We start from the raw sequence: 26,013 nt of genomic DNA on the forward strand, positions 1-26,013 counted from the left end.
TTCCACTCATTACGGATAAACCGACATGAACAAGCAAACACAGACTGAAATCGAAGCTGCCGTGTTCCGCCGATTGCTGGAGCATCTGGATACTCGTAAAGATGTGCAGAACATCGACTTGATGAACCTCGCCGGCTTCTGCCGAAATTGCCTGTCAAAGTGGTATAGCGAAGCGGCGGATGAACGCGGTGAAACCATCGATAAAGAGGCTGCCCGCGAACGTGTGTATGGCATGCCTTACGAAACCTGGAAGGCCCGTTACCAGACTGAGGCAACCGCTGAGCAACAGGCACAGTTTAACAAAACGCAGAGCGGAGACCCTTCATGAGCGGGCAATGGGCAAAAAGCGTCAGCTACCGTGATGCCCTGAATGGGCTGCAGGAACGCTTTGACCGGCTCTCTACCCAGGACCGGGTGGCCAGCCATGAGCTTTTTCCGAATCTGTCGTCCATCGACGGTTACCTGTTTGCCATTAATGCGGCACCGGCGTCTTTATCACCGACGGAATGGTTGGGAGATCTGTTGCCACTGATTCAACAACCGGATGAGGCACCGGCGGATGCCGTCAATCTGTTGATCTCGTATGCCACGCACAGTAAATCGCGTCAGGTGCAACAGAAGTATGCTCTGCCCGAAGTTGGATCTGATCCGGTGAAAGCGATGCAACCCGGCAGTCCGATGAACAGCTTCAGTCACGGTTTTGAAGTGGGCTATCGCCGGGTTGAATCGATCTGGTCTGCCTTGTTGGCAGAATCGCTGCGTCAGGAACTGGAATCGCAACGGTTTGCGTTAACGTTCTTTGCCAGTGCTGAAAACGCGCGCACCTATCTGCGCAATCGCAACTCCGATATGCGTCCGGATCAGTTGGCCGAACAGGTACTGAAAACCCTGCCGAAGGCAGCCGACTTACACGTTCGCTTAGGAATGGCCACGGAAGCGGATCGAGGCGCAACGCACTAAGGGTCGTTGAGCCTCGCTTGTTTAAACATTAAAAGCGGAAATGGTAACCCACCTGGGCGTTTAATGTGGCGGTTACACCGGAGTAACCAAGTAACTGCCAGTTCGCTTCAACGTCAGCCGGATCTCTGTATACCAGCTTCAGCTCCATGGCACTTGAGGGATGGTTCCAAATCAGTCCGGCGCCATATTGCAGGCCGGAGTATGGTAATAACTGACCCGGCACTTCAAAGGTGAAGTTGTAGTAGCCCGCTAACACAAACGGGTGCAAGCCTAACTTGGCGATGTCAGGTCCGGCTTTTAACCCGATATCCCATCCGCGCACGCTGAAATCGCTTGAACCGGTCAGGTGCCATTCATAGTGATAGGCGCCGTAGCCGGCAATATGCTCCCGGCCGACCTCGAGTTGAGCGCCGATGCCGCTGAAGACATTGGCTGGCCCATCGTCATAGAACCAGGCATCGGTGGTGCTGATGACGCCCATCAAAACATGCGTTCGCTTGGCTTCTTCCGGTGATCCGTGACAGTGACGATCGCCGGTGGAAGGGTCTCGGTGGCAGCCATAACGATCCACAGCACCGGGGCTTGCCCAAGCTGAGACCGTGCTTAACAGCAGGCAGCCAAAAAATAAGGCTGGCTTTTTCACTTAGAATCGCCACCCCACCGATACGCGGGTATCAAACACCAGAACATCGCCGGTGGTACCCTGACCTTCTAGGAAGTCCGTCACTGAGGCCGGATCCCGATAAGTGGCGACAGCATCGACGGCCAGTGTTGCCGTGTTGGCACCGAAACCGACGCCGGCATAGTAACCTGACAGGGTGGCATCGTTCGCTGAGTTGCCTTTGTCGGTTAGGTCTGAATTAGACCAGCCGGCCGTCAGATAAACCTTCGAGCCTTTTCGACCGACACCCGGACCGACTTTGGCGCCGATTTCCCAGCCTTGTTGCATAACGGAGTCATCGAAAGTCACATCGTCGGCATCGACACCGGTCACCATCGGCATTATGAAGTAGCTGCCAGTGACAGCGACCCAGCGATAGTTGTATTCGGCGTTGGCGGCAATACCTGCGAACAGGTAAGTTTCACCACCGTCCACAGACCAGGCCTGCACCCGGCCATCGACACCCGCGACAAAGCCGCCCAGTTTGGCCAGATCGGCCGGACCATGGCAATGGTATTGACCGGTCTGTTGATGGTTGTGACATTGATATCGGTCGAGAACACCGACGTCGGCTGAAACGACCGTGCTGGTCAAAGCCAGTGCGGCCGTGGCTGCGGTGATAAAGAGCGATCGCATGATCCAATCCTTATTTGAAAGACACATTACAGAAAAGTGTATCACAGCTGTGCTGAAAGAAAGCTTGAACCGCATTCCGGAACCGAACTTTAGCACCCTGCGCACCTGGCGTGTAAAAAGCACTGGTATTCATACAATGAATCATTATGGTGAGCAGTTCCGTGTCATTAATTGAGGGCAGTGCGTTGTTGAACTGGGCGTTACTGGCGGCTTTCGTGCCGACTTTTCTGTTTGTCTCTTTTACCCCGGGCATGTGTATGACGTTATCCATGACCCTGGGGATTACTCAGGGAGTACGTCGGACGCTCTGGATGATGGCCGGTGAACTGATCGGAGTCGGTCTGGTGGCGATTGCTGCGGTGATCGGTGTTGCGGCCATCATGCTCAGTGCACCGTGGGCTTTTACCCTGTTTAAATGGTGTGGCGGCCTGTACCTGGCCTGGCTCGGTTTTCAGATGTGGCGCTCGCGCGGTAAAATGGCCATTCCCGAGTCTGTGGACGCTCAGAATGATCGGGTGACCCGGTTTGCGCTGTGCTCACAAGGGTTTTTAACTGCGGTTGCGAATCCTAAAGGGTGGGCGTTTTTCATGGTCCTGCTGCCGCCCTTTATCGATGAATCATTACCATTGCCCGGTCAGTTATCCGTCTTGGTGCTAATGATACTGCTGATCGAATTTCTAGCGTTGCTGACTTATGCTTCCGGTGGGCAGACACTTAATCTGTTGTTGCAAAAGTCTTCAAATGTGCGGGTACTCAATCGCATTTCAGGATCATTGATGCTGTTCGTGGGTGGCTGGTTGGCTCTGGGCTGAGTTGTCGAAGCCAATACTGAACTGATAAGAAAGGATATTATGGAACTGTTCTCTTTTCCTCTGATGGCTGCGGTAATCGGAAACCTGTCTGCGCAAACCGCGAAAGCCGTCATTCAGGCGTTGACTCACCGAAGTTTGAGTCCCGGTGTGGTGTTCGCGTCCGGTGGTATGCCCAGTAGCCATTCGTCGACGGTCGCCGCATTGACCATGGCGATCGGTTTATACGAGGGGTTTGGTTCCAGCTTGTTTGCCTTGTCTTTTATTTTCACGTCGGTGGTGGCTTATGACGCGATGGGGGTTCGCTTGGCAGCTGGCCGGCACGCGGCGGCCTTGAACATATTGACCGAAGAGTTCATGAAGTTGCGGGATCTGGCGAAAAGTGATGATCCGAATCGTGGCAAGCTGGTGATTCAGCGCTTCCGGGAACGCATTGGTCACAGTGTCGGCGAGGTCGCAGCCGGGCTGACCTTTGGTGCAGTCATTGCCTATGGCGTTTTTCACTGGTGGCAACCTCTCGCCTGAACAAGCCGTTTGACTGTACTCAGGGTTGTCCGCTCAGATACAAAACCAGCTTGATGACCAGATAAATAATGCTCACCAGTAACACCGCCCAGCTGATGACCAGCAGGTTTTCCCAAAGATTATTCACCCAGGCTAACAAGCCTTTGCGATCGGCTTGATAGTGATGGGCCATTCGCAACAGGGCATAGTTTGATAACCAAAACGCCAACAGTGCCAAGCTTAACATCCAGAGTGCTGTTTCGATGTCTGGCATGATCAGCGGTAACAGGACCGTACCAATGGCTTGAGCGAGCGACAGCCATTTGAATAATGCATAGTGGCGGGCAAAGGGTTGCAGTCGTTGAAACAGTTGATGTTTGAACGTCATGTCAGCCTCCATTAGTGAAAATCAGAGCGGCCCCCATGACCACCAGGATGGCCGCATACAGTGATCGATTGTGCGGGCGTTCGGCGGTAATCAACCAGGCAATGGGTAACAGGATGACCGGTGTGGTGGCACTGAGAATGGTCACGATGCCCATCGGTGCCAGTGACACTGAGGTCAGGTACAGACTCATCCCTAACGCCATGCCCATAAAGCCACTGAGAAACAGACGGCCAGTCAGGCGCGGCGTTAACGATCGGTAAGGACGAAATCCGCCGGTAAAACGCGGGAACAGCAGCAGGGTCAGGAACAGACAGATTACGGCTACCCAAACCCGCAACATGGTAGCAAAGACCGGATCCTGTCCGTCAGTCAGCAGGTTGGCAATCAACACGACCCCTAACGACTGACAGGTCGCCGCGCCAAAACCCGCTAATAAACCCAGACCAACATGACCGACCGACTGTTCCCAGTGATGTTTGCCGGCATTCGCTCGCGATGAAATGGCGATGAAGACGCCACCGATGACGCCCAGTACGCCAAGCAGATTCAACAGCGTATAGGTTTCCTTAAAAATCAGGATACCGATGATGAAGGTTAACGGTGCATTGGTGGCGAACAAAAGTCCGGCCATGCGCGGGCCGAGAATCTTAACCGCGGTAAATAACAGAGTGTCGCCGAGAAATATGCCGACGAACCCGGATAGCATTAAGATGCCGAAGGAATCCCGTGACGGCCAGGACCAATGATCGGTAAAGGTCAGCCAGAGAGTCAGCAGGCTTGCCACCATCAACATGCGTAAAGCGTTGAATGGTATGGGTCCCAGTTGTCTTACCGGACCGACTGATAACAGGCCGGCACAGGCCCAGCTGGCCGCGGCACCGAGTGCAGCAAGATACCCTAAGTATTCCACGTTTATGTCCGAGTCCAATGAACTAAAAACGGCAGAGCGCGCTCTGCCGTATGGGATGGTGATCTGAACAGACGTCGGCTCAGCACCGATCGGGATTATTCCGCAACAATGGCATCCAGGGTGATTTCGACCCGACGGTTTTCGGCCCGGCCTTCCGGCGTATCGTTGCTGGCGATCGGCTGCAGTTCACCATAGCCGGCTGCTGCCACCCGTTCTACGACAATGCCTTCCTGCAAAATGATGTTCGCAACGGACGTGGCACGTTGTTCTGACAACAACTGGTTGTAGTCTTCGGAACCACTGCTGTCGGTATGGCCACTGATGGTCACCAGGGTATTTTCATACTCTTTCAACACTTTAGCGACAGAACGCAGCGTTGGAATAAAACCATCGGCAACGGTTGAGCTGTTGACATCGAAGGTGATGTTGCCTGGCATAATCAGATCAATCTGACCTTCTTCGGTGCGTTTAACCTGAACACCGGTACCGACCAGTTCATCACGCAGTTCTTTTTCCTGCTGATCCATGTAGTAGCCAACCCCACCGCCGGCAACGCCGCCGATACCGGCACCAATGATGGCGCGTTTTGCACGTTCTTCTTTAGGTGCGGTGGCTGCACCGATAACCGCACCTATCAGGCCACCGGCAATGGCGCCTTTGGATGCACCACTGATTTGAGTCTCACCGGTGTAGGCTTCGAGCGTGGTACAACCGGACAGAACTGCGCCGGTCAAGGCCAATGGCAGGCCGATTTTTGCCCAATTTTGCATTTCAGTCTCTCCTTTACTTAAGGGGGTTGTTAAAAACCTTAGCGAAAAAGCGGCACTAAGGGAAAACCTTTCAGCGTCTGTCTCGGGTTTGGTCGATTAGTTACGAAAGCGATGACTGACCAGATCCAGCGGTAACGCCTCGTTTGCTTCGCATCTTCCATGACGATGTGACTCTTTGATTCGCGAACGTGTGGTAAGGGCCAGCAACAGTTCGCCAAGGTGTTTGCGATAACTTTTCAAGTCGGTCAATCGAACTTTTAACAGATAATCCGATTGTCCGGAGATCAGATGACACTCCTGAACAAACGCCAGTTTTTCTGTCGCTTTGCGAAACTCTGCAAACGCTTCGGGGGATTGACTGGCCAGTGTGATTTCCAGGAAGACGAGTAACTCCAGCCCCAACGCATCAGAGTTGAGCTTGGCATGATAACCCTGAATCACACGTGAATTTTCCAGTCGTTTGACCCGCTCCATGCAAGGCGTCGTTGAGAGTCCAACAATTTGGGCTAACTCAACATAGGACAGTCGGGCATTGTCCTGAAGTGCACGCAGTATTTTCAGATCGATTCGATCAAGTGGGCGGGATCGGGTGGCTTCCTGAGTCACGGCATCGGACTTGTCAGTCAGAAACAGCGTGGATGACGCTGACGGTTAGTGTGGGTTGGGAATGAACACGGTCCGGGAATTTGCCCGGACCGGAGCTCGACAGCGTAAGTTAGCTGGCCATGTCTTTCAGTTTTTTCAACGGACGGACTTTAACGGTGGTGCTGGCAGGTTTAGCAGCGATCATGATTTCTTCGCCGGTGAATGGGTTAACGCCGGGACGGGCTTTGCGAGCAGGCTTTTTCACCGTCTGAATTTTCATCAGACCCGGCAGTACAAACTCGCCACAGGCACGTTTTTTAATGTGACGCTCGATCACATCCGACAGCTCGTCAAGAACAGATTGAACCTGCTTTTTGCTGAGTTCGGTGTTTTCGGCGATCTCAGTCAGAATCTGAGTTTTAGTGAAACGTTCTTTAACAGCGGTCGTTTTTTTAGCCATCGGAATGTCCTTTGATGTTTGGTGAATAACCTTGTTATTAATGGGCAGGAGTATTACAAAGTTAGGCAAAAAGACAATAGACTATCGGTCGAAAACCCAAACATTTATGCAGGAAAACCAAGTGCAAGCTATGATGTAGATTGTAATAGTTGGAATCAGTCAGTGACACACGATCAGAATCCAGATTCAGAAATTTGGGAAAATCAGCAGAAAATCGACAGTCAACAGATCCGTATTGGTCATTATGTTGCCCGCCTGTCGTTGCACTGGGAAAAAACCCCTTTTCTGCTGCAGGGTTTTTTGATTGCGGATGAATCTGAGGTGAACTGGATTCGCCGGCACTGCGATTGGGCTGTTATTGATCTGCAAAAAAGTCGGGCGAACGCGCGCCCGGGTGCCACCCCTCGTCAAGTCACCTCACCAAACCTGTTAGCCAAACCGGCCGTGTTAAGTCGCTCCCCATTGACGGCAGCGTCTATGCGCACATCGCTGACCAATTATCTGAACCTGTCCGCTGAAGCCGAACGACTGATTCAGCATTTTGACCGACTTGAATCCATCAACGTCCGTAAAACCATTCATGTGGTGAAGGACATTGCACTGACGTTAACGGCCAATCTGCCTGCCTTGGTCTGGCTGACGCGAATCAAGCATGAGGATCGTTACACCGCAGAGCACTGCATTAATGTCAGTCTGTTAGCGATGGGCTTGGCGAATGCCCTTGGCCGTTCACCGAAAGAAGTCGCGCAGGTTGGTATTGCCGGTTTACTGCACGACCTTGGTAAGATCGATATCGACGCATCAATTCTGAATAAAACCGGTCGATTGACGCCAGAAGAATACGAACATATGAAGCAGCATTCCCAGTTCGGTTACGATCGTCTCCGACAAGAACCGGATATGTCGCCGCGTATTCTGGAGGCCATTCTCGGCCATCACGAACGACCGGATGGGCATGGATATCCGCGTGGGCTGGTGGGTGATCAGATTGATGAAATGGCCAGTATCGTTGGCCTGGTGGATGCTTATGATGCCATTACCTCGAACCGGGTTTATCAGCAGGCTCGCTCCCACCATGAGGCGATGAGTATCTTGTGGCGTATGCGGGGTACTCAGTTCGACAAAACGCTGGTGGAAGCGTTTATTCAGTTCATGGGCTGGGTGACGCCCGGAACGCTGGTTTCTCTGTCAACGGGCGATCTGGCCGTCGTTGTTCAGGCCGTCGAAGGTCAGCGACTGTACCCGAAAGTTCGTATCCTGATGCCGACTTCGGAGGGTTATCATCTGGGCGCTACCTGGGACCTGTCGACAATGGCTCAGATCGAAGGTCAGGAGCCGGTGACCATCCGGGATGTCAAACCGGATGGCTACCTGGGTATTCGACTGGAAGACTACGCAGCGTCCTTGCTGCAATCCTAATCGATCAGAGTCGGCCTTTTTTTCCGGACAAGGCGGCATCGAACAACGAATCGAGTGTGTTGGCCGGTGCTTTCTGTGACGACGACTTGGCTTTACCCGCACCGTTACGGCGCGGACCACCCCGGCTTTTTTCTTTGAGCGATCCGGCTTCGGCATGTTCATTGGCGTCGTCATCCAGACGCATCGACAACGCAATCCGTTTACGGGCAACGTCCACTTCCATGACTTTCACTTTCACAATGTCGCCGGCTTTGACCACGCTGGACGGATCATCGACGAAACTGTGGCTCATGGCCGAGATGTGGACCAGGCCGTCCTGATGAACGCCAACGTCCACAAAGGCACCGAAGTGTGTGACGTTCGTGACCACGCCTTCGAGTGTCATGTTCGGACGCAGGTCTTTGAGTGTTTCTACACCCTCTTGGAACGTCGCTGTTTTAAACTCCGGCCGGGGATCGCGTCCGGGTTTGTCGAGTTCTTTAATAATGTCGGTAACCGTCGGCACACCAAAGGTGTCGTCGGTGTAGTCGGCTGCGTTCAGGGCTTTCAGGAAGCGGGTGTCACCGATGACCTCTTCAACCGATTTCTGGCTCGATTCGACAATGCGTTGCACCACCGAATAGGCTTCCGGGTGCACACCGGAGCGGTCCAATGGGTCGTCTCCGTTCATGATTCGCAAAAAGCCGGCGGCCTGCTCAAACGCTTTGGGTCCCAGACGCGGTACGTCTTTCAACTGTTTGCGGGAACGGAACGCGCCGTTGGCATCCCGGAACGCCACGATGTTATTGGCAATGGTGCTGTTCAAACCGGACACCCGTGACAACAGCGGAGCCGATGCGGTGTTCAGATCGACCCCGACGCCATTCACACAGTCTTCCACAACGGCGTCGAGCTGGCGCGCCAGCGCAACCTGGGACACGTCGTGCTGGTACTGACCCACCCCAATGGATTTCGGATCGATTTTGACCAGCTCGGCCAATGGATCCTGTAACCGGTGCGCGATGGAAATGGCGCCACGGATGGTGACGTCGAGGTCCGGGTATTCACGCGCGGCGTATTCAGACGCTGAGTAGATCGAGGCTCCGGATTCATTGACCACCACCGCCTGCGCTTTGATCTGTGGATAGTTTTTCAGCATGTCTTTGACAAATCGTTCGGTCTCGCGTGACGCCGTGCCGTTGCCGATTGCAATCAGCTCGACATTGTACTTGGCACACATGGCGACCAGCACCTGCTCGGCTTCTTTAATCCGGTTTTGTGGCGGTGTCGGGAAGATGGCACCGTGATCGAGCACCTTGCCGGTGGCGTCGACACAAGCCACTTTTACCCCGGTACGCAAACCGGGGTCGAGACCGATGGTGGCCTTTGGACCGGCCGGTGCCGCCAGCAGTAGGTCTTTGAGGTTTTTCGCAAAGACATCAATCGCGCCCTGTTCGGCGGTTTCTCGAATCCGGCTGAACAGATCGGTTTCGATGTGGGTCAGCAGTTTGATGCGCCAGGTCCAGCGGCAGACGTCCAGCAGCCATTTATCGGCGGGACGACTCTGGTCTTCGATGCCAAATTGTTCGGCCACCATCTGAGCCCCGCTGCCGCCGGTTCGAGGGTCTTCGTCCGGAACCACCAGGCTCAGTGACAGAATGCCTTCATTGCGCCCGCGGAACATGGCCAGTGCGCGGTGACCGGGAACTTTGTGCAGGGCTTCGTTGTGTTCGAAATAGTCCTGAAACTTTTCGCCATCGCGTTCTTTGCCTTCAATGACCCGCGCCTGCACTTCGCCGTTATGCCACATGAATTCGCGCAGACGACCCAGCAAGGTGGCGTCTTCGGCGAAACGCTCCATCAGAATGTAGCGAGCGCCATCGAGTGCGGCTTTGGTATCTTCAATACCGGCTTCCGGGTTCAGGAACTCGGCCGATTGTGCCTCAGGGTCCAGCGTTGGATCATTGAGCAGGGCGTCCGCCAGCGGTTCCAGTCCGGCTTCGATCGCGATCTGACCTTTGGTGCGGCGTTTTTTCTTATAAGGCAGGTACAGATCTTCCAGTTCGGTCTTGGTTTCCGAGGTCTGGATGGCCTTTTTCAGCTCATCGGTCAGTTTGCCCTGTTCGTCGATGCTGGCCAGAATGCTGGCACGGCGATCGTCAAGTTCGCGCAGATACCGCAGCCGATCTTCCAGTGAACGCAGCTGACCATCGTCGAGCCCGCCGGTGACCTCTTTTCGGTACCGTGAAATAAACGGGACCGTCGCCCCTTCGTCTAAAAGTGCCACCGCCGCGGCGACCTGACGGTCCTGAACATTCAGTTCCTGAGCAATTTTCTGTTCAATAGATGACATGATGATCCTGGTGAAATGAACCTAACTTTGGGATGGGAGTAATGCCGACAAGGCCAAGGGTGAATCATTGAATCTTTTCCGATCCAATGCAAGCCCCGTAACAAATGCTAACTGTTTGATTATTAGGGATTTTCGGGGGCCTTTGCAAAGGCCGTGATCACAGATTTCAACAATCGTCGTTGATCAGGTCGATGGTGCACATCGGGTTTCCGAATGAGTCGTACCGGACATAACAGCCGCCGGGATTCGTGCCTGACGGCCGACCTCCCAATAGCGGGGAATCAATAGAGCCGACCGTACGCCGACGATCGGCAGTTCGATCAGGGTAAAGCCGGAAGGTGAGCGTCGATACAGCATTGACGGGCCTGGAACAGCGATAAACTTGATTGACAACTTTACTGCAACTGCCTCCTTACAAACAATGTTCATGGTCATTCAACTGCCAGGCGGTGAGCTCGCCGTCCTCGTTGAAGCGAAAGCGATGAAGGCAGGTGTTGGCCTGAGGGAGATGAAACCATTCGGAAAAAGAAAGATTCAGTATGCGCCCGATCAGCGGTCGGAATAACCCCGCATGACCCACCAGGACCAGATGATGGTGAGACGCGTGTTGGCAGGCTTGCCAGAGTCGATCAACCCGTTGCAGCAAATCGGTCATCGACTCACCACCGGGAATGGTCAGGGTTTGTGGATCGCCAGAATGGGCCGCCTCAGCATCAAACAACGTCTGTACCGGTCGCCCTTCAAACTTGCCGAAATGACGCTCGATCAGGTCGGGTTGTTCCGTCAGGTCGCAGTTATGAAAACGCTGAATCTGCTCGGCAGTATGACGGGCGCGCTGTAAAGGGCTGGTCCAGAGGGCATTAATGGGTTCACCGCGAAGCACCTCGGCAACCCGTCGCGCCTGTTGCACTCCTGTATCTGACAGTGGGGTGTCTCGCTGCCCCTGAATGCGGCGCTTAAGATTTTCCTCGGTTTGTGCGTGCCGAACCAAAAGCAGTTGTTGCAACATGGTTTGCTCTAAGGGTCTGTCAAAAGTCATGATCAGTTTGAGGACTTTTGGCAGTGGTGTCGACCACTGTTATCCGTTGAGATAGCGTTTTTTACCAACACAATCTGGAAATCATGACCTCTTCTTCTGTGAATGCGGATGTTTCAAAACAACGTTCAATCTCGCTGCTGACCCTGTTGCCGGTGGTCAGCTTGGGCTGGCTGGTGATTGCAATACTGCTGGCGGGTGCTGCATACCCCGGATACAGTCACCTGACACAGTTCATGAGTGAACTCGGGGCTACCGGCGCGCCACACGGCATTTATGTCAACATGGCCGGCTTTCTGGTGGCTGAACTGTTGGTGCTGGGCTTCGTAGTGTTGGCATTCGGCCGGTTGCAGGGTGCTGTGCTGTTGAGAGCGTCGGTGCTGATGATCGCCGTTTACGCTCTGTTAATTATCGTGGCGTCATTTTTTACCTGTGACTTTCAATGCCGGCCTGAATCGCCAACGCTATCCCATTCAACCCACATGGCATCGGCAGCGTTAGCTTATCTCAGTGCTCTGTTTGCGGTGTTGCTGGCGGCATTGTCCCCGAGTCAACACAGCTCGCGTGCGTTTCGACTCTACAGTCTGCTGACCTGGTTGGCGTGCTCGGTTGTTATGGGGTATCTGATCTCAGAGCCGCAGTGGATCGGCTTTTGGCAACGGGTGTATGAGTTGCTGATTTATACCTGGATGATCGTCTTTGCATTCCAGGTTCAACGCAAGACCGATGCTCAATTGTGATTCGGCGGCTGTCGTTCAAGGAATGAACGAGATATTGCTGATCGTTGGTTGGGGCTGACATGCTTATAAAATAATACCAATATTAAATAAGGTATCTTAATGGCTAGATAATAGTCACTTTAGGTATTATATTGGTATTAACTTTTAGGCGACAGAGGCTACCCCATGAGACTGATCACAACGCTCAGCAGACTATTTTTATTGTGGCCGTTGTTGTTGTGTGCTGAAACCGTCGACGTCTACATTCCGCCCGATGTGCTTGCCGATTATCAGGTGTTTTTGGATGGTCGCGACGTCACCAAGATCGAAAACTACAGTGGCGAGGGTGCCCGGCGCGATGTCATTGAAGTGGTGCTGTTTCAGCAGGCGCTGGCCCGAACCGGTGATCGATGGGACATCCGCTTTGTTGAGCAACCCGACTATGGGGCGATGCTCGATGGACTGGCTCGTGGCGATGTGGTGGCATCGGTGACCAGTCTTTGGCGAAAAGACCTGACCCCGCGTTGGGACAGTCTTTACATGACCACGGCCGTCATTGAACGGGGTCAGTTTGAAGCCGGATTTTACACGCCGACGGTCAATAACGATGCGCTGAACAGCCGAACAAACCCGGAACTGCGTGCCCTGCGAGGAGTCTCCAGCCAGAACTGGGTCATTGATTGGCGCACGCTGCAGAGTTTTGGTGCGAACGTCAGTCACGCCGATACCTGGGGTGACATGGTCACGCAGGTGTTCGCCGGCGACCAGGATTATCTGCTGGCGCCCTTTCAGCCTACGCCCGACCTTCGCTTGTCGTTGGACCAGGGCGATCTGATACCGATCCCCAACGTTAAAATCGCGCTTTTGGGTACCCGCCACTACGCCATTTCCCGTACCCATCCGAACGGCTGGGATTTCAATATGTCACTGCACCGTGGCCTGATGTCGTTGAAAAAGGACGGCGTTGTCGAACAAGCGTTTCGTGATTGCGGTTTTCTGAATCCGATTGCGGCCGACTGGCGGGAAGTGACCTACTCAGACAGTTGATCCGGGATGTCGAGCCGCTCAGTTTCTGGTTAAATGAGCGGCTTATCGGACATTGGTCGGAGCAACCGTTTTGAATCCCAGCTGGAAAGAGATCCTCACCCGTATCCCCCGTATCGAACAGACGGACTGGCAGGCAATGAGTCTGCTGAAGCGCTGGTTCATTGCCAGCCGCTCAGCGGTGTTTATCATGACGCTGTTTTCTGCTCTGATCGGTTTGCTATTAGCCGTGCCGGCGGCCACCTTCGATTGGCTGAATGCAGTGTTGGTCACCATCGGTCTCGTGCTGGCGCATGCCACCAATAACCTGATTAACGATTGGACCGATTATCGTAAGGGTGTTGATCGGGACAATTACTTCCGTACTCAGTACGGTCCACAACCGCTGGAAGCCGGCTTGCTCAGCGAACCCGCGCTGATGCGATACATCGCGCTGACCGGTGGGCTGGCGATTTTAATCGGTCTGGTGCTGGTCTGGCGGACGGACGCCAATACCCTGTTTCTGATGCTGATCGGTGCCTTTTTCGTTGTTTTCTATACATGGCCGTTGAAGTACATCGGGCTGGGCGAGCCGGCGGTTTGGCTGGTGTGGGGACCGTTGATGGTCTGTGGCACGGCCTATGTCGTCTCTTCCGAGTGGTCTGCATCGATTTTCTGGATCTCGGTCATTTACGGATTAGGCCCCGTTACCGTGCTTTTTGGTAAACATACCGACAAGTTAGAAGAAGATCGCAGCAAAAGTATTCGCACATTGCCCGTCATTCTAGGTGAAGCCATGGCGCGCTTTTCCGTACTGATGATCTGGCAGGTGCAGTACCTGGGGCTGTCCATCCTGGTACTGCTCGGTCTGGCACCGTGGCCGTTATTGCTGGTGTGGCTGGCCTTACCCAAGGCGTTGCGCTGCAGCCGACCGTTTCTGCAACCGAGACCGTCGCAGGCACCGGATGACTTACCCGAGGGTATCTGGCCGCTGTACCTGGTGACCTATGCGTTTGATCACAATCGATTGTTCAGCGGCCTGTTGTTTCTGGGTGTCATTATCAGCCTGTGGGTCTGATCGTCAGAGAATGATTTCTTTGATGTCGTCGTCCTTGCGATCAAGATAATGCGTCGAATGAATCTTTCGCACGGTGCGGCTTTTACCCCGGATGAGCAAAGTTTCGGTGGTGGCCAGATTGCCCTTGCGGCGAATGCCTTCGAGCAGATCGCCTTTGGTAATGCCGGTGGCGGAAAAGACGACGTTGTCCGAGCGGGCCATGTCGGCCAGTTGATAGATCGTATTCGGCTCGACCCCCATCTCGGCACAGCGACGGGCTTCATCTTCTGCCATTCGTACAGATTCCGGGTCGTTACCCTTGGCATCGGTCCGTAACAGCAGGCGGCCCTGCATATCACCGCCCAGTGCCCGAATGACTGCGGCGGACACCACACCTTCCGGTGCGCCACCGACGCAGTACATCATATCGACTTCACTTTCGGGCATGCAGGTTAAAATAGACGCCGCGACATCCCCATCCGGTAAGGCAAAGACGCGGACACCGAGGCTCTGCATCAGGGCAATGGCCTTATCATGTCGGGGCTTGGCCAGAGTGACCACGACCAGATCGTCGAGCCGTTTGTTGAGCGCTTTGGCCACCAGTTTCAGGTTTTGTTCCAGCGGCAGACTCAGATCGATAAAGCCTTTGGCCTCCGGGCCGACAACGAGTTTTTCCATGTACATGTCCGGTGCCTTCAGAAACGCCCCTTTCTCGCCAACCGCCATGACCGCAATAGCATTGGCCTGGCCCATGGCCGTCATTCGGGTGCCTTCGATCGGATCGACCGCGATATCGCAGGCATCACCCTGCCCGGTACCGACCTTTTCACCAATATAAAGCATGGGCGCATCGTCAATCTCACCCTCGCCGATGACAATTTCGCCATCAAACTCAATCTTATTGAGCATTGAACGCATGACTTCGACGGCCGCACCGTCGGCTTTGTTCTTGTCTCCCCGGCCCAGCCAGTTGTAGCCGGCCAAGGCGGCCGCTTCGGTGACCCGGGAGAAATTGAAGGCGAGATCGCGTCTCATGGCGAGGCTCCGAGAAAAAAATTTCGCGCATTCTACTTGGTTGTGAGTCGCCGTACCACGCCAGTACCCTCCGGGCGGAGGCTTTTTCATGCGGCTGGGAATCGTTACACTTGCGCACTCCCACACCAGCAGAAGTAAACGGATGAGTAAGAAGAAGCGTGACATACCGGTTTTTGAACAACCGATCATCGAAACCCACTGTCATCTGGATTATCTGGAAGGGGACGATCTGGACGCGGCTCTTGCCGAGGCGCTGGCCGTTAATGTGGAAAAAATTGTCACCATTTCGGTTTCGCCGGACAACCTGGCCAAGGTCCGTCAGCTGACCGGGCATGAACGGATCTGGGGTACGCAAGGCATACATCCGCACGAAGCGGAGTTGTTCACTGACGAAACCGAAACTGAAATCCGCGCGCATGGCGGCGATGACAAAATAGTGGCCATTGGCGAAATCGGTCTGGATTACTATTATGACCACGCCGATCGGAAGGTGCAGCAACAGGTGTTTGAACGACAGTTGCAGATCGCCGTCGATCTCGATAAGCCCATTGTTGTGCACACCCGTGAAGCCGATGACGATTGTCGGGCGATACTCAGCAATTATTCACAGCATCTGAAAAAGAAAGGGGTTATCCACAGCTTTACGTCCAGCCTGGCTCTGGCGGAGTACTGTCTTGGCGAAGGGTTTATGCTGGGCTTTAACGGCATCATTACCTTTAACCGGGCGGAGAATGTCCGGGAAGTGCTCGATGCCACGCCGCTCGATCAGATGGTCACGGAAACGGATGCGCCTTACCTGACCCCGGCCCCCTACCGTGGTAAACCAAATGCGCCGAAGTACCTGCCGTTCATCGTCGAAAAAATCGCTGAAGTGAAAGGTCTGGACTGCGCAGCGGTGCTGACCCAGACCTATGACAACGCACAGCGGTTGTTCTGGCGTTAATCCGCTCAGGATTTACGGTTGGTTCTCAGCCCAAAGGGTAAGTACAGCGGGCAGACGCGAACCAGGGAGGTGACGATAAAGATGGCGGCGAGCGCCCCGGCCACCAGAGCGACGACCCCGGATACCCAGCCGAGTATAATGGCGGCAATGAATACCAAAGCCAGAATGATCCGGACGGTGCGATCGAACGTTCCCATATTTGCGGTCATTGTGAAGCTCCTCAGCGTTAGGTTATGACCAGCAGTATAGGCCTTTTATTAGGATTATCTAATATTTTTAAACAAGAGAGCTACCGATGATCAATACCGTCGAACAGAACCGTCAGCAATCGCTGGATCATCTTGAGGATGTCTGGTTGTTTGGTTATGGGTCGCTGATTTTTAAGGTCGATTTTCCGGTACTCGAGCGACGGGTGGCGAGCATTGATGGTTGGGCGCGTCGTTTTTGGCAGGGCTCGCACGATCATCGGGGCACCCCAGAGCACCCTGGTCGGGTGGTTACACTGATTCAGGCACCCGGCGAGCGCTGCTTAGGTGTGGCGTATCGGGTCTCGCCGGAAACCTTTTCTCACCTGGATCATCGTGAGAAAAACGGCTATCTGCGCTTTTTTGAGCCACTGACTTTTCAGGACCCTGAGCACGAGCCGGCCGATGCTCTGGTGTACGTTGCGTCTGAGGACAATCCGGCCTTCCTCGGCGAGGCGCCGCTGGCAGAGATGGTAGAGCAGATTGCCCGCAGTCACGGTCCCAGTGGTCACAACGCCGACTATCTGCTGAATCTCGATTCGGCGCTGCGCGAACTGGGGGCCGAGGATGCGCATGTCGCGACGCTGAGTGATGCGGTTCGGCGGCTAGGGCCTAGTCCCTAGCCGCTCAGGGCTGAAGCCGATCCAGCGACCATTGATCATTGTCGCGGCTGTACATGAACCGATCGTGCAAGCGCGACCCGCGTCCTTGCCAGAATTCCATCTTGAACGGCACCACCCGATAACCGCCCCAAAACGACGGCAGTGGAATGTCGCCGTCGCGAAACTTATGTTTCATCTGTTCAAAAGCCTGCTCCAGCAGTTTGCGCGAACCGATGCTGCGGCTTTGATGACTGGTCCAGGCGGCAATTTGACTGTTGCGTGGTCGGGAAATAAAGTATCGGGTGGCTTCGGCTACTGAAAGTTTTTCAGCGCGACCGTAGATAACGACCTGTCGTTCCAGCGGCGTCCAGGGGAAATGCAGACACACCCGGTCATTACCTGCTATGTCGCGGGCTTTGCGGCTTTCCAGATTGGTGTAAAACACAAAGCCCTGCTCATCGGCGTGCTTTAACAGCACCACACGCTGAGAGGGTTGTCCGTCTGCATCGACGGTTGCCAACGACATGGCGGTCGGGTCTGCCGTCATGTTTGCGTCGATGGCCTGCTGTAACCAGAGATCAAACTGCCGGAACGGGTTGGCATCGAGCTGGTCTCGATCCAGTCCCTGCTGTGTGTATTCGCGACGGATGTCTTCAAGTTTCATGTCAGGTCGGGTCCTCAGTGCGGTCTTGGGAGGGCGTTATCATACGGTATTCTGGTGTCACAGGTCAGGCAAGATCTATGGCGCTGACCGACTTTCTGGTCAATAACCTACGAGGCTTGTCGGTGGCCAGATGATGTTCAGGGTTCTTGATTGAGACGCCGTCGCATCCGGCGCGGTGACAGGTACCAGGACAGAGCAGAAAATAACAGCAACTGCAGCGTGGGCCGCAGGAATCCCCACGGTAGCAGTTGGTTCTGTAACCACAGCAGGACCAGTTCAAAAAAAGAAAACACCGCAAGGATGGTGGTCAGACCGCCGATAAACATCAGCAGGATGGGTAACATGATGACGCCCGGGTTTTGTTTAGATCAGTGATCAGTGTAGCGAACCCCGGCACCAACTTCGACGACGGGGTTCGCAAAGTGCTCAGGCCCCAGGCTTGATGATCAGAACCGATAGTGAACTGAGGCCATCAGGCGGTCGCGGTCGTCTGCGCCGCTCAGTATTGAGGCGTCGCCACCGACATAATCGATCACCCGGGCGCGGACCTGCCAATGATCGTTGATGTCATAGTCCAGACCGAGTGCCTGTAAACGTCCGCCGGAGGCGTCGAGGTCAAACGCCAACAGCTGCGCATTCAGTGTCAGTGTTTCCCGCCAGAAACTGCGCGACAACATCAGCGCCCATTGGGCTTCTGATTCCTCTGAGTTCAGTAAGTCCAGTGCGTCATAATCGAGGATTCGGCTGATCTGCAGTTCGGCCACCAAACGTCCGAGAGTCGGTTGGTCGAAATCAAAGCCAAGGGTACCGGATAGACGCTGAAAGCTGACCAGGTCGGAAGGCATGCCGCTATCGGTGCTTTGTGCCTGCTGTCCGGTTGTCAGTGCGGCCTCGGTTTTCCACAAAACGGGACCGGTAACCAGACTGGCCGCGCCGGCCACTGTGTTTTCGCGGGGGTAATGAACTGCGACCGGTACCACGCTGGCGGAAGGCCCCGGGTTAATGATGCCCATTTCAATGACCGGGCTGTGGCTGAGCTGGCTGATGGCGTTGAATTGCCAGTCGAGCGGCCCGACCACACCAGACAGCGACGCAAAGACGCCCATGTTGTCTAACGCCAAGGGTTCGTTGGTCAACGACAGGCCGGCGTTGTCCAGCATCGAATCGATGCCGGTATCGAAGTCCGTCCCTTCAATCGGAAGCGTGTTCAGTTGATGACGGTGAACGGACCCGGCTTTCAGCCGAACGTTGCCGAGTGTGCCGCTGATGACGGTCGTCCAGGCCGGCGTCTGCGTTTCGTCGATGTCGACCGTACCCGGCAGGCTCAGGTCACGGCCATATAGATTATTGGAAACCGACAGTGCATCGGCCAAACCCAGCGTGACCGTCTGAATACCGCTGCTGAACTGCCATTGATCGCGTCGCGCCTGGAGGGTCAGTTCCTGCGTCTCAAACTGCCACTGTCTTTGGTCGACGTCGGCGTCGCTCCAGGCCTCATCCGGACGCAGCCAGAAGATCGCATCGGTTGCCAGCTTACCCTTGGCTCGAGTGCTCAGCCAGTCATTCATGTCCCAGTCCAGCGCTGGCTGCCAAGCGGCTTCCACGCTGCTGACACCCGCGTAAGCCTGTTCAATATCGGTGCTGCGCTCACTGTTGAGGTTAATCAGCGTCTGTAATTGCAGTTCATGGCTGAGGTGCCAGGATCGCGTGGATGCTGTTGCGGTGTCGACTTCGACCTCGACGTCGGCAAAGGGGTCATCTGCAAACACATCGTCAAACTCATCGGCGCTGATGCTGACTAACGGCAGCATTAACGCGAGGCTCATACAGATTCGTTTCATACTCAGAGCCCCTGTTCCAATCGATTCAAGGTGAAGTCATCGGGGTCGAACTCAAAATCAACGGCCTGGACGTCGAGTTTCATCAGCGTGCGGTGAACGGTTTTACCATTTTTCTGGGTGACCATCTGGGTTTCGGTGGCCAGTGAGTAACCGTCAATTTCGGTAAACTCGGAAACATTCATCAGTTTTACTTCACCCGACTTTTCCAGATAACTGATACCGCGGGTGACCTGATAGGTGTCTTGACGCACGTACACGATGGAACGCACATAACCGGTTTTCTCGATGACGTCCTGATTGACCGGAATGGATTCGATCACCCAGACATCGACACCATTAACGGAGTCCTCTTTCAGCAACGTGTAGGTCCATTCCGACAGGTTGCGCTGGCTCATGTCGGCATAAGAAAAATCACTGCCCATAAACGAACCGGTTTTGTCGCTGCTGGCAATGCGCTTGGCCTTGCCAAGGCTGGGCAGCAACATCCACTGGTCGTCGTCTCGGCCGGCGTCTTCATAATCGAACATCAGAAATCCGGTGCCACGGACATCGGCCGGCTCAATAAAAAACATCAGCGATCGTTCAACTCCGTCGACCTCGGCGCGTTGACTCTGGATGGATCGCACGCGCTGATTGCCGCGGCTGTCGAGCAGGATCATGGTCATGTCCGCGCGCTGGCTGGTGGGGGTTTCGTTCTGATCCACCCGGGTCATGATGTCATCGGCGGTCATGGCCAGGGTTGGACCAATCAGTAACAGCGTGCAGAGGGTTCGCAGTCGTAAGGTCATAGTGGTTTCCTCAATCAATGAGCTGGGGTCGATGACGCGGTTGGTGCCGGATGGTTTCGATAAAACCAGCGCAACAGAAACGGAGTCAGGGTGAAATTGGAGATCATGGCGAGAATAAAGGCGGTACCGCACAGAAAGCCGAGATTGAAAATGCTGTGTACATCACTGAACAAAAATACGTAGAAACCGGCCGTGAGCACAATACAGGTGGTAAAGAGCGCTTGCCCGGCACCGGCAAAGGCATCTTGCATGGCCGCTTGAACAGAATGACCAAGATCGAGTCCGTGTCGGAAGTGGTGCGTGAAATGCACGGTGTTGTCGACAGCGATGCCAATGGCAATAGTTGCCACCAGAATGGTCAGCATATCAAGTTCAATGCCCAGCGGTTTCATGGCACCCATGACTACAACGATTGGCGCGATGTTTGGAATCATCGCCAGTAACCCCAAACGGACCGATCCGAGCAAGAGCATCATCATGATTGAGATTATGCCTGCCGCGAGCAAGTAACTGCCGGCGGTGTCGTATACCAGTTTGATCATGGTGCCACCCATCAGTGCCATCATCCCGGTCACACTGACGTCAGCTTGCTGGGCGAACCGTGTCTGGCCCTGCTCGGCGATGTCATCAATAAAATCGGAATACACCAGCAGGTCTTTCCATGGCAGTACCAGGGTCATGCGGGTCTGACTGTAGTCGGCGTCGACGAGTTGGTTCAGCGTGTCGGCAGCGGACGTTTCAAACAGGAACAGTTCTTCGTTGACCGCCTGCTGAGTGTCAGGCAAACGGTACTGCGCTTGCGTTCCGCCGTTGAGCGCGCGATTGGATTCGCGAAGGATATCAATCAGTGAACTGCTGCCGCGAATCTGTATGTCGTTGTCGGAACGGCTGTCGAGTTCGTCTTGCCAGGTGGCAAGGGTTTGCAGGAACGTCAGATCTTTTACGCCGTTTTCCTGCCCGGTTTCAAAAATCACATCCAGTGTCATGGTGCCGCTTAACTCCCGGTCGATGACTTGCGTCGCATCAACAATGGGCAGATCGTCGGGCATCCAGTTCAGAGGGTCATGAGAAAACCGCAGCTGAACAATTTGCGACAATGACAACAAACCGGCCAGTAGCCAAAGCAAAGCAACTTTGCCGCCGTGTTGCCATGAAACAGTGCCCAGCTTTTCCATAATTCCGGCGAGCTTTGACGTGTGGCGAGTGCCGGATTGACGACGCATGGGTAACAGCATGATTAACGCGGGAATCAGTGTCATCGTCAGCACAAACGCCAGCATGACCCCAACGGCCGCAAACAGACCGAGATTGCGAATCGGCACCACGTCGGCGATCACCAGTGACAGCAACCCACCCGCGGTGGTCAACGACGTCAGCAGCATGGGAACGGCGGTGCGTTGTATGGCGTGTTGCATAGCCAGGAGCCGATCGTCGCCGTCACGGATGCGCCGATAAAAATGCGTCAACAGGTGCACGGCGTCGCCGATGGTGATTGCCAGCAAAAAAGACGGCAGTAAGACCAGCGGAATCTGAATTTTATGGCCGCTGATGACCAGCAAAGACATGGTCAGTAACAGGGCCGACAATACGGCCACCATGGGGGCGATGACGGCACCGACCTGTCGGAAAAAGGCCAGCAACGTGAGCACAATCAGCGCCACCGTTAAGCGCAGAAAGAACAGCATTTCGCTTTTCATGGTGCCTTCCAGTTCGACATTCATCACCGGCATACCAGCCTGCAATGGGCTCAGGTCGGGGTATTCGGACAACAGGGTATCGAGCTCGGCCAGCATCTCCATGGTTTGAAACTGGGACAAAAACGGCAAATCATCATCGATGGCTATATCAGCGCTTGCATCAGTGTCGGCCGCAAAGGGGTCGTCAGCGAAGACATCGTCGAAGGCGTCGTTACTGAACGGATCCGTTTCGGACTCGCCGTAGTCATAGGTGGCAGGCTCAATCATCACCAGTGTCATGCTGCGTTCGTCGTTAGTCAGAACCTCGCTGGCGAGACTGCTTTCTTGCAGGCGCCGATCAATCTGCTGCAGGTCGGCGTCGGTTTGTGGCAGAGATTCGACCAGATCCAGCACTTCCAGGGTGTCATCGGTACCACGCTGGTAAGGCGCATTGAGGATGGAAGTGACTTCGTTAATGTAGGGCAGTTCCGTATCTATTCTGGATTGCAGTTCAGACATCCGATCCAGAAAGTCGATGGACAGAACGTCACCGCGCAGCGCCAGCATGACCATGTCATTGCGGCCGAAGACTTCTTTGGCGTGAGTATATTCTTGCCGCAACTGCGTTGACGGATCGATGAAGTTTTCCAACTCCGGATCGATTTCGACGAACCGCAGAAACTGCCCAAACCCGATGAGTATGGTGACGAAACACAGCAGGGTCAGCTTCGGGTGAAGCATGATGCGACCGCTTAACGTTGCAAAAAACTGTTCCAGTTGATGTTTCCATTGCGTCACGGTGATTACTCCAGATCAAACGTTTGGGCGACCAGCAGTGCATTCAGTTCGGCAAGCTGATCGAAAAAGGTGTCATCTATCTCATCCGGGTGGAGTTCCATCAGAATGGGTTGCAGCAATTTGGGTGCGACCAGCAGACTTTGCAGCGCCGTGCGTAACACCAGAGGGTTAATTGGTTGACCACTGTGATCAACGATGTCTTTTGCGATTTCGGTGGCGGTGTTGAAGGCGGGTTTCATCAGATTTTCGAGCAGCCAGTCGCGCAGCTCACCGCGTTCAAACAGCATCGTCCGGATGACCAGATGTGTCAGTTCCGTTGGCACCGTGCGATAGAAGTTACGCATGAACTCCTGCAGCGTCATCTGGTCGACCTGACCAATGGAAGCATTGGCGCGCTTGATGTTGCTTTCCAGGTAAGAGCGGATCATCTCCCGGAACAGGCCGCTTTTCGATCCGAAGTAGTAGGCGATCATGGCCGAGTTCACCTTGGCATGATCAGCAATGCGCCGGATTGAAATGTTGGCGTAGGTGTTTTTCAGAAACAGGTCCCGAGCGGCATTCAGTATGGCTCGACGGGTTTGCCCGTCGGGTGTGTCGTCATCAGTCGCCATGCGTCATCCAATAGTTAATCAGTTGATTAACAGCGTAGCGCTGAATGTGCAAACGACCAATGGCATTCGTTCATCAAAACTAATCAAATGATTAACGGCCGGTAATGGTGGCGCGAGGCTTTACGTTTGCTGACAAAATCCTACGTTCCCTTACAGCAAACGAGTGGGTTTGGGCTATGTTGGGGAGGAGGTTCACCCTCGTGGCCATGCTGACAAAAGGAGATCGTTATGCTGCCGAAACCCCTCTACGAAATATTGCCGGGCCTCTACACGGTTGCCGGTGTGGTGACGTTGTTAATGAATGACTCGGCGCTACGCTTCTTTCCCGCCATCTTGCTATTCAGTGCCACCGCGTTGGTAGTTTACATGCGTTACGAGTTTCGTAACCTGCCCCCGAAAGAACGCGCCCGGCGAATGGCACAGAAGTATCAGGAAAAACGAGCGCACTAGAGCCTGTAATCAGGCCCTGAGCTTACTCAGTCGTCAGTTGTTTTGAGCCGGATGGATTCCGGCTCAATGACGATGCGCTGTTGTTTGAGCAGACGCCCCAGTGTCTTCTTGAAATTGCCCTTGCTGACCTGAAAGCGCTGATAAATCTCATCCGGTGAGGACTTATCCGACAGCGGCAGTGTGCCCCCGTTCTGTTCCAGTGCCGTCAGAATCTGTTCGGCAAGATCAGCGCGAACTTCATTGCCCTGCAGCTGAACCGCCAGATCCAGTTTGTTATCCGCACGCACCTGTTTGATGTATCCGGTCAGGCGTTGACCGGGTTTTAACGGGCGCAGGACATCTTCGTTAAAGATCACCCCGAGATACAGTTGGTCGACAATCGCCTGATAACCGATGTTGGTTCGCTTTACGATCATCAGATCAACGCGATCGTTCTTCTGGTAGTTCGTCGTTTCCTCACGCAGGAAGTTACTCAGTTTGGCCGAACCGGTGATGCGGTCGGTAAATTCATCGAGGTAGGCATAGACCACATGGCGTTCACCTTCCGCCATGGGTTTACGCTGTTGGTTAAAGGGTACCAGCAGATCTTTCGGTAAACCCCAATCGAGAAAAGCACCGACATCGTTGACGGCCTTGACGGTCAGGGCGGCACATTCGCCAACCTGGATTCGCGGGCGCTGTCGGGTGGCAATCAACCGGTCTTCAGAGTCGAAGTAAATAAAGGCATTAACGAAGTCACCGATCTGGACATTCTCAGGGCATTGTTTGGTCGGCAGGAGAATGGAGTCGAGGTTTTCGCCATCGAGATAGACCCCGAACTCTTTTTTGGAAATCACTTCGAGTGTGTTGAACTTGCCGATCTGAGCCATGGTATAAAAATCCGAACATTTGAGGGCGTATTCTACACAGAAATCCGTGATATTGGGTGGTCTTCGCCTAGGCCGGACGCTTTGCTTTTATCCACTTTGCAGACTTTCTTCGGTACCGAATCTGTTCAGCAGAAATGAGGCAAAGCACGAAACCCGGATCTATACTGAAAGCACCCACTGACGGAGGTGCTTCAGATGGAATTTGTTGTCATCCAGAGTCGTGATCCGCACAAAGCTGACGTCCTTGCCAACCAACTGCGCGCCCATGGCTATCATCATTTCAGCCCCGAATTGTTTTTCATGGACGATTTCGGTGATCTTAAACCGCATGCTGACCAACTGGCCGACGCCGAAGCCTGGTGTCGAAAACATGTGTCGAGTGAAATGGCGCATCATCAGGATGTGGTGGTGCAAGGGGTACTGTTAAACCCAGACCTTGTTCGTGACGCCCAAACGCATGGCTATCATCTGGCGGTATTGAAACCGGATGAGGAGTCCGAAGATGCGATTCAACAACAGATCGACGCGCTGATTCGTGCGCATGAAGGTCATGATCGTTCGCTGTTCCAGCGCATTTTTGAACATCGACATGGATGAGAAACAGTGCGAGAAGAGTTAAAGGGTAGCGCAATCGTGCTACCCTTACTGGAAAGAGTCGACTAGGGTTATTTGGATTTTTCGTAGGCTTTTTGTTCTGAATCGGCTCTAGTAATGGTGCTTCGACTGGCATCGCAGTCAGCTGCAACTAAGTCGGAATGATTGAGATTCGTTTTTTGACCTATGTCCTCGGAATTAATACTTGCATCATCAAACTCAAGGGTCATACCGTCTTCGGTTTTTATCAACGTGAAGTTGCCAGCAACCTCACTGGTAAATCGATTTCCTGAAAGATGAGTAAATCTGTCCCAGTTTAGGTTTATGACGTAACAGTTATCTTCTTGGTCAACCGCATCACCCCGATAATCATAGTCAGAGACATAACCGTCTTTATCGATGCCAATATACCATTCGTCAATCATCCCGTTACCATAGTCATCCGACCAATCGTATATTCCTGCCAAGCTATTGATTGTTTTATCGCCAGATGAGTCCCCTTCTGAGTTACAAGCAACGAGCGCAATTGTCGAAAGTAAAACCACAGGTAATGTCTTTGACATCGTATTTCCTTAATGTTTTTGTCCGAAGCTATTCATTTTGCTACATATGACTCGCTTCTTCTACG

The 26,013-nt window shown here is 53.9% G+C and carries 33 protein-coding genes; 13 read left to right on the top strand and 20 right to left on the bottom strand.

Annotated elements, in window-relative coordinates; genetic code table 11:
• Positions 1 to 25 precede the first annotated feature (25 nt).
• Positions 26 to 328 carry a DUF1244 domain-containing protein gene (locus tag MED297_RS20180; protein WP_008048339.1) on the top strand — a complete coding sequence of 101 codons (303 nt, stop codon included), beginning with the start codon at positions 26 to 28 and terminating at the stop codon, positions 326 to 328.
• Entirely contained in the window at positions 325 to 960 is a 636-nt protein-coding gene (locus tag MED297_RS20185; protein ID WP_008048341.1) for a UPF0149 family protein, read from the top strand. Before MED297_RS20180 ends, MED297_RS20185 begins: the two co-directional genes overlap by 4 nt.
• Before the next feature lie 28 nt (positions 961 to 988).
• On the opposite strand, the gene MED297_RS20190 is transcribed toward MED297_RS20185, so the two are convergent.
• Positions 989 to 1,603, bottom strand: coding sequence for a YHYH domain-containing protein (locus tag MED297_RS20190; RefSeq protein ID WP_008048342.1), 615 nt, complete (start codon positions 1,601 to 1,603; stop codon positions 989 to 991).
• Positions 1,604 to 2,257 (bottom strand): hypothetical protein, encoded by a 654-nt coding sequence (locus MED297_RS20195; RefSeq protein ID WP_008048345.1) that lies wholly within the window; start codon positions 2,255 to 2,257, stop codon positions 1,604 to 1,606. It lies immediately after the preceding gene.
• Between MED297_RS20195 and MED297_RS22230 the strand changes: the two genes are divergently transcribed.
• Genes MED297_RS22230 through MED297_RS20205 form a run of 3 tightly spaced genes read left to right on the top strand, consistent with a single transcriptional unit; the run spans position 2,256 to position 3,591 of the window.
• The gene (locus MED297_RS22230) at positions 2,256 to 2,432 is read left to right on the top strand and encodes a hypothetical protein (RefSeq protein ID WP_154651025.1); all 177 of its coding nucleotides are present in this window, start codon (positions 2,256 to 2,258) and stop codon (positions 2,430 to 2,432) included. The two genes, MED297_RS20195 and MED297_RS22230, sit on opposite strands and share 2 nt — an antisense overlap.
• Positions 2,404 to 3,069, top strand: a complete 666-nt coding sequence (locus MED297_RS20200) for a LysE family translocator (protein WP_008048347.1) — start codon at positions 2,404 to 2,406, stop codon at positions 3,067 to 3,069. Before MED297_RS22230 ends, MED297_RS20200 begins: the two co-directional genes overlap by 29 nt.
• Before the next feature lie 39 nt (positions 3,070 to 3,108).
• Positions 3,109 to 3,591 carry a divergent PAP2 family protein gene (locus MED297_RS20205; protein ID WP_008048350.1) on the top strand — a complete coding sequence of 161 codons (483 nt, stop codon included), beginning with the start codon at positions 3,109 to 3,111 and terminating at the stop codon, positions 3,589 to 3,591.
• 19 nt (positions 3,592 to 3,610) lie between these two features.
• Here the strand turns inward: MED297_RS20205 and MED297_RS20210 are convergent, their stop codons facing one another.
• From MED297_RS20210 to MED297_RS20230, 5 genes are all read right to left on the bottom strand, one after another.
• Complete coding sequence (locus MED297_RS20210; protein ID WP_040557730.1) at positions 3,611 to 3,958, bottom strand: hypothetical protein; 348 nt, start codon at positions 3,956 to 3,958, stop codon at positions 3,611 to 3,613.
• A gap of 1 nt (position 3,959) precedes the next feature.
• Complete coding sequence (locus tag MED297_RS20215; RefSeq protein ID WP_008048358.1) at positions 3,960 to 4,868, bottom strand: DMT family transporter; 909 nt, start codon at positions 4,866 to 4,868, stop codon at positions 3,960 to 3,962.
• 95 nt (positions 4,869 to 4,963) lie between these two features.
• Complete coding sequence (locus MED297_RS20220; RefSeq protein WP_008048367.1) at positions 4,964 to 5,638, bottom strand: YiaD family glycine zipper/OmpA-like lipoprotein; 675 nt, start codon at positions 5,636 to 5,638, stop codon at positions 4,964 to 4,966.
• Positions 5,639 to 5,734: 96 nt separating this feature from the next.
• Entirely contained in the window at positions 5,735 to 6,244 is a 510-nt protein-coding gene (locus MED297_RS20225; protein ID WP_008048369.1) for an AsnC family transcriptional regulator, read from the bottom strand.
• Between the two features lie 109 nt (positions 6,245 to 6,353).
• A complete protein-coding gene (locus MED297_RS20230; protein ID WP_008048371.1) occupies positions 6,354 to 6,683 on the bottom strand; it encodes an HU family DNA-binding protein in 330 nt (109 codons plus the stop codon).
• A 162-nt stretch (positions 6,684 to 6,845) separates the two neighbouring features.
• Between MED297_RS20230 and MED297_RS21675 the strand changes: the two genes are divergently transcribed.
• Complete coding sequence (locus MED297_RS21675) at positions 6,846 to 8,102, top strand: HD-GYP domain-containing protein (RefSeq protein ID WP_008048373.1); 1,257 nt, start codon at positions 6,846 to 6,848, stop codon at positions 8,100 to 8,102.
• 4 nt (positions 8,103 to 8,106) lie between these two features.
• On the opposite strand, the gene MED297_RS20240 is transcribed toward MED297_RS21675, so the two are convergent.
• The 3 genes from MED297_RS20240 to MED297_RS21680 all read right to left on the bottom strand — a co-directional run bounded on the left by MED297_RS20240 (position 8,107) and on the right by MED297_RS21680 (position 11,443).
• Complete coding sequence (locus MED297_RS20240) at positions 8,107 to 10,434, bottom strand: Tex family protein (RefSeq protein ID WP_008048378.1); 2,328 nt, start codon at positions 10,432 to 10,434, stop codon at positions 8,107 to 8,109.
• Positions 10,435 to 10,617: 183 nt separating this feature from the next.
• Positions 10,618 to 10,791: a hypothetical protein gene (locus MED297_RS22235; protein ID WP_008048379.1), complete on the bottom strand. Its 174-nt coding sequence runs from the start codon at positions 10,789 to 10,791 to the stop codon at positions 10,618 to 10,620.
• A gap of 55 nt (positions 10,792 to 10,846) precedes the next feature.
• Positions 10,847 to 11,443, bottom strand: coding sequence for a histidine phosphatase family protein (locus MED297_RS21680; RefSeq protein WP_050762972.1), 597 nt, complete (start codon positions 11,441 to 11,443; stop codon positions 10,847 to 10,849).
• Between the two features lie 113 nt (positions 11,444 to 11,556).
• Here MED297_RS21680 and MED297_RS21685 point away from each other — a divergent pair, with 113 nt between their 5' ends.
• The 3 genes from MED297_RS21685 to MED297_RS20260 all read left to right on the top strand — a co-directional run bounded on the left by MED297_RS21685 (position 11,557) and on the right by MED297_RS20260 (position 14,290).
• Complete coding sequence (locus MED297_RS21685) at positions 11,557 to 12,210, top strand: DUF998 domain-containing protein (protein ID WP_008048384.1); 654 nt, start codon at positions 11,557 to 11,559, stop codon at positions 12,208 to 12,210.
• Between the two features lie 165 nt (positions 12,211 to 12,375).
• The gene (locus tag MED297_RS20255; protein ID WP_008048386.1) at positions 12,376 to 13,236 is read left to right on the top strand and encodes a hypothetical protein; all 861 of its coding nucleotides are present in this window, start codon (positions 12,376 to 12,378) and stop codon (positions 13,234 to 13,236) included.
• A 70-nt stretch (positions 13,237 to 13,306) separates the two neighbouring features.
• Positions 13,307 to 14,290: a prenyltransferase gene (locus MED297_RS20260; protein ID WP_202594578.1), complete on the top strand. Its 984-nt coding sequence runs from the start codon at positions 13,307 to 13,309 to the stop codon at positions 14,288 to 14,290.
• A gap of 3 nt (positions 14,291 to 14,293) precedes the next feature.
• Here the strand turns inward: MED297_RS20260 and glpX are convergent, their stop codons facing one another.
• Positions 14,294 to 15,304, bottom strand: a complete 1,011-nt coding sequence (gene glpX, locus MED297_RS20265) for a class II fructose-bisphosphatase (protein ID WP_008048389.1) — start codon at positions 15,302 to 15,304, stop codon at positions 14,294 to 14,296.
• A gap of 142 nt (positions 15,305 to 15,446) precedes the next feature.
• Between glpX and MED297_RS20270 the strand changes: the two genes are divergently transcribed.
• On the top strand, positions 15,447 to 16,247 hold the full coding sequence (locus MED297_RS20270; RefSeq protein WP_008048390.1) for a TatD family hydrolase: 801 nt from the start codon (positions 15,447 to 15,449) through the stop codon (positions 16,245 to 16,247).
• Positions 16,248 to 16,252: 5 nt separating this feature from the next.
• Here the strand turns inward: MED297_RS20270 and MED297_RS20275 are convergent, their stop codons facing one another.
• On the bottom strand, positions 16,253 to 16,456 hold the full coding sequence (locus MED297_RS20275; RefSeq protein WP_008048391.1) for a YgaP family membrane protein: 204 nt from the start codon (positions 16,454 to 16,456) through the stop codon (positions 16,253 to 16,255).
• 86 nt (positions 16,457 to 16,542) lie between these two features.
• Between MED297_RS20275 and MED297_RS20280 the strand changes: the two genes are divergently transcribed.
• Positions 16,543 to 17,115: a gamma-glutamylcyclotransferase gene (locus MED297_RS20280; RefSeq protein ID WP_008048393.1), complete on the top strand. Its 573-nt coding sequence runs from the start codon at positions 16,543 to 16,545 to the stop codon at positions 17,113 to 17,115.
• A gap of 4 nt (positions 17,116 to 17,119) precedes the next feature.
• Here the strand turns inward: MED297_RS20280 and pdxH are convergent, their stop codons facing one another.
• From pdxH to MED297_RS20310, 6 genes are all read right to left on the bottom strand, one after another.
• Positions 17,120 to 17,758 (bottom strand): pyridoxamine 5'-phosphate oxidase, encoded by a 639-nt coding sequence (pdxH, locus tag MED297_RS20285; RefSeq protein ID WP_008048394.1) that lies wholly within the window; start codon positions 17,756 to 17,758, stop codon positions 17,120 to 17,122.
• A 137-nt stretch (positions 17,759 to 17,895) separates the two neighbouring features.
• A complete protein-coding gene (locus MED297_RS20290) occupies positions 17,896 to 18,102 on the bottom strand; it encodes a hypothetical protein (RefSeq protein ID WP_008048395.1) in 207 nt (68 codons plus the stop codon).
• A 102-nt stretch (positions 18,103 to 18,204) separates the two neighbouring features.
• Positions 18,205 to 19,599 carry a hypothetical protein gene (locus MED297_RS20295; RefSeq protein ID WP_008048399.1) on the bottom strand — a complete coding sequence of 465 codons (1,395 nt, stop codon included), beginning with the start codon at positions 19,597 to 19,599 and terminating at the stop codon, positions 18,205 to 18,207.
• Positions 19,600 to 19,601: 2 nt separating this feature from the next.
• Complete coding sequence (locus tag MED297_RS20300; protein ID WP_008048400.1) at positions 19,602 to 20,387, bottom strand: outer membrane lipoprotein-sorting protein; 786 nt, start codon at positions 20,385 to 20,387, stop codon at positions 19,602 to 19,604.
• Between the two features lie 14 nt (positions 20,388 to 20,401).
• Positions 20,402 to 22,861 carry an efflux RND transporter permease subunit gene (locus MED297_RS20305; RefSeq protein WP_008048401.1) on the bottom strand — a complete coding sequence of 820 codons (2,460 nt, stop codon included), beginning with the start codon at positions 22,859 to 22,861 and terminating at the stop codon, positions 20,402 to 20,404.
• Positions 22,862 to 22,866: 5 nt separating this feature from the next.
• A complete protein-coding gene (locus tag MED297_RS20310; RefSeq protein WP_008048402.1) occupies positions 22,867 to 23,472 on the bottom strand; it encodes a TetR/AcrR family transcriptional regulator in 606 nt (201 codons plus the stop codon).
• Positions 23,473 to 23,700: 228 nt separating this feature from the next.
• On the opposite strand from MED297_RS20310, the gene MED297_RS20315 reads away from it, so the two are divergent.
• Positions 23,701 to 23,922: a hypothetical protein gene (locus MED297_RS20315; RefSeq protein ID WP_008048403.1), complete on the top strand. Its 222-nt coding sequence runs from the start codon at positions 23,701 to 23,703 to the stop codon at positions 23,920 to 23,922.
• Positions 23,923 to 23,948: 26 nt separating this feature from the next.
• Here MED297_RS20315 and MED297_RS20320 read toward each other — a convergent pair whose 3' ends face one another.
• Positions 23,949 to 24,791 (bottom strand): CvfB family protein, encoded by an 843-nt coding sequence (locus MED297_RS20320; RefSeq protein WP_008048410.1) that lies wholly within the window; start codon positions 24,789 to 24,791, stop codon positions 23,949 to 23,951.
• Between the two features lie 195 nt (positions 24,792 to 24,986).
• On the opposite strand from MED297_RS20320, the gene MED297_RS20325 reads away from it, so the two are divergent.
• Positions 24,987 to 25,388: a hypothetical protein gene (locus tag MED297_RS20325; protein ID WP_008048411.1), complete on the top strand. Its 402-nt coding sequence runs from the start codon at positions 24,987 to 24,989 to the stop codon at positions 25,386 to 25,388.
• Between the two features lie 68 nt (positions 25,389 to 25,456).
• Here MED297_RS20325 and MED297_RS20330 read toward each other — a convergent pair whose 3' ends face one another.
• Entirely contained in the window at positions 25,457 to 25,948 is a 492-nt protein-coding gene (locus tag MED297_RS20330) for a hypothetical protein (protein WP_154651026.1), read from the bottom strand.
• Between the last annotated feature and the right edge of the window lie 65 nt (positions 25,949 to 26,013).

The sequence above is a fragment of the Reinekea blandensis MED297 genome, assembly GCF_000153185.1.
GTDB lineage: Bacteria > Pseudomonadota > Gammaproteobacteria > Pseudomonadales > Natronospirillaceae > Reinekea > Reinekea blandensis.

Coding starts and splice junctions, on each gene's coding strand:
- MED297_RS20255 (WP_008048386.1), top strand. CDS start 12,376: ATGAGACTGATCACAACGCTCAGCAGACTATTTTTATTGTGGCCGTTG.
- MED297_RS21685 (WP_008048384.1), top strand. CDS start 11,557: ATGACCTCTTCTTCTGTGAATGCGGATGTTTCAAAACAACGTTCAATC.
- MED297_RS22230 (WP_154651025.1), top strand. CDS start 2,256: ATGATCCAATCCTTATTTGAAAGACACATTACAGAAAAGTGTATCACA.
- MED297_RS20220 (WP_008048367.1), bottom strand. CDS start 5,638: ATGCAAAATTGGGCAAAAATCGGCCTGCCATTGGCCTTGACCGGCGCA.
- MED297_RS20295 (WP_008048399.1), bottom strand. CDS start 19,599: ATGAAACGAATCTGTATGAGCCTCGCGTTAATGCTGCCGTTAGTCAGC.
- MED297_RS20185 (WP_008048341.1), top strand. CDS start 325: ATGAGCGGGCAATGGGCAAAAAGCGTCAGCTACCGTGATGCCCTGAAT.
- MED297_RS20325 (WP_008048411.1), top strand. CDS start 24,987: ATGGAATTTGTTGTCATCCAGAGTCGTGATCCGCACAAAGCTGACGTC.
- MED297_RS20210 (WP_040557730.1), bottom strand. CDS start 3,958: ATGACGTTCAAACATCAACTGTTTCAACGACTGCAACCCTTTGCCCGC.
- MED297_RS20320 (WP_008048410.1), bottom strand. CDS start 24,791: ATGGCTCAGATCGGCAAGTTCAACACACTCGAAGTGATTTCCAAAAAA.
- MED297_RS20315 (WP_008048403.1), top strand. CDS start 23,701: ATGCTGCCGAAACCCCTCTACGAAATATTGCCGGGCCTCTACACGGTT.
- MED297_RS20330 (WP_154651026.1), bottom strand. CDS start 25,948: ATGTCAAAGACATTACCTGTGGTTTTACTTTCGACAATTGCGCTCGTT.
- MED297_RS20270 (WP_008048390.1), top strand. CDS start 15,447: ATGAGTAAGAAGAAGCGTGACATACCGGTTTTTGAACAACCGATCATC.
- MED297_RS20180 (WP_008048339.1), top strand. CDS start 26: ATGAACAAGCAAACACAGACTGAAATCGAAGCTGCCGTGTTCCGCCGA.
- MED297_RS22235 (WP_008048379.1), bottom strand. CDS start 10,791: ATGCTGTATCGACGCTCACCTTCCGGCTTTACCCTGATCGAACTGCCG.
- MED297_RS20280 (WP_008048393.1), top strand. CDS start 16,543: ATGATCAATACCGTCGAACAGAACCGTCAGCAATCGCTGGATCATCTT.
- MED297_RS20310 (WP_008048402.1), bottom strand. CDS start 23,472: ATGGCGACTGATGACGACACACCCGACGGGCAAACCCGTCGAGCCATA.
- MED297_RS20230 (WP_008048371.1), bottom strand. CDS start 6,683: ATGGCTAAAAAAACGACCGCTGTTAAAGAACGTTTCACTAAAACTCAG.
- MED297_RS21680 (WP_050762972.1), bottom strand. CDS start 11,443: ATGTTGCAACAACTGCTTTTGGTTCGGCACGCACAAACCGAGGAAAAT.
- pdxH (WP_008048394.1), bottom strand. CDS start 17,758: ATGAAACTTGAAGACATCCGTCGCGAATACACACAGCAGGGACTGGAT.
- MED297_RS20275 (WP_008048391.1), bottom strand. CDS start 16,456: ATGACCGCAAATATGGGAACGTTCGATCGCACCGTCCGGATCATTCTG.
- MED297_RS20195 (WP_008048345.1), bottom strand. CDS start 2,257: ATGCGATCGCTCTTTATCACCGCAGCCACGGCCGCACTGGCTTTGACC.
- MED297_RS20300 (WP_008048400.1), bottom strand. CDS start 20,387: ATGACCTTACGACTGCGAACCCTCTGCACGCTGTTACTGATTGGTCCA.
- MED297_RS20290 (WP_008048395.1), bottom strand. CDS start 18,102: ATGTTACCCATCCTGCTGATGTTTATCGGCGGTCTGACCACCATCCTT.
- MED297_RS20205 (WP_008048350.1), top strand. CDS start 3,109: ATGGAACTGTTCTCTTTTCCTCTGATGGCTGCGGTAATCGGAAACCTG.
- MED297_RS20200 (WP_008048347.1), top strand. CDS start 2,404: ATGGTGAGCAGTTCCGTGTCATTAATTGAGGGCAGTGCGTTGTTGAAC.
- glpX (WP_008048389.1), bottom strand. CDS start 15,304: ATGAGACGCGATCTCGCCTTCAATTTCTCCCGGGTCACCGAAGCGGCC.
- MED297_RS20240 (WP_008048378.1), bottom strand. CDS start 10,434: ATGTCATCTATTGAACAGAAAATTGCTCAGGAACTGAATGTTCAGGAC.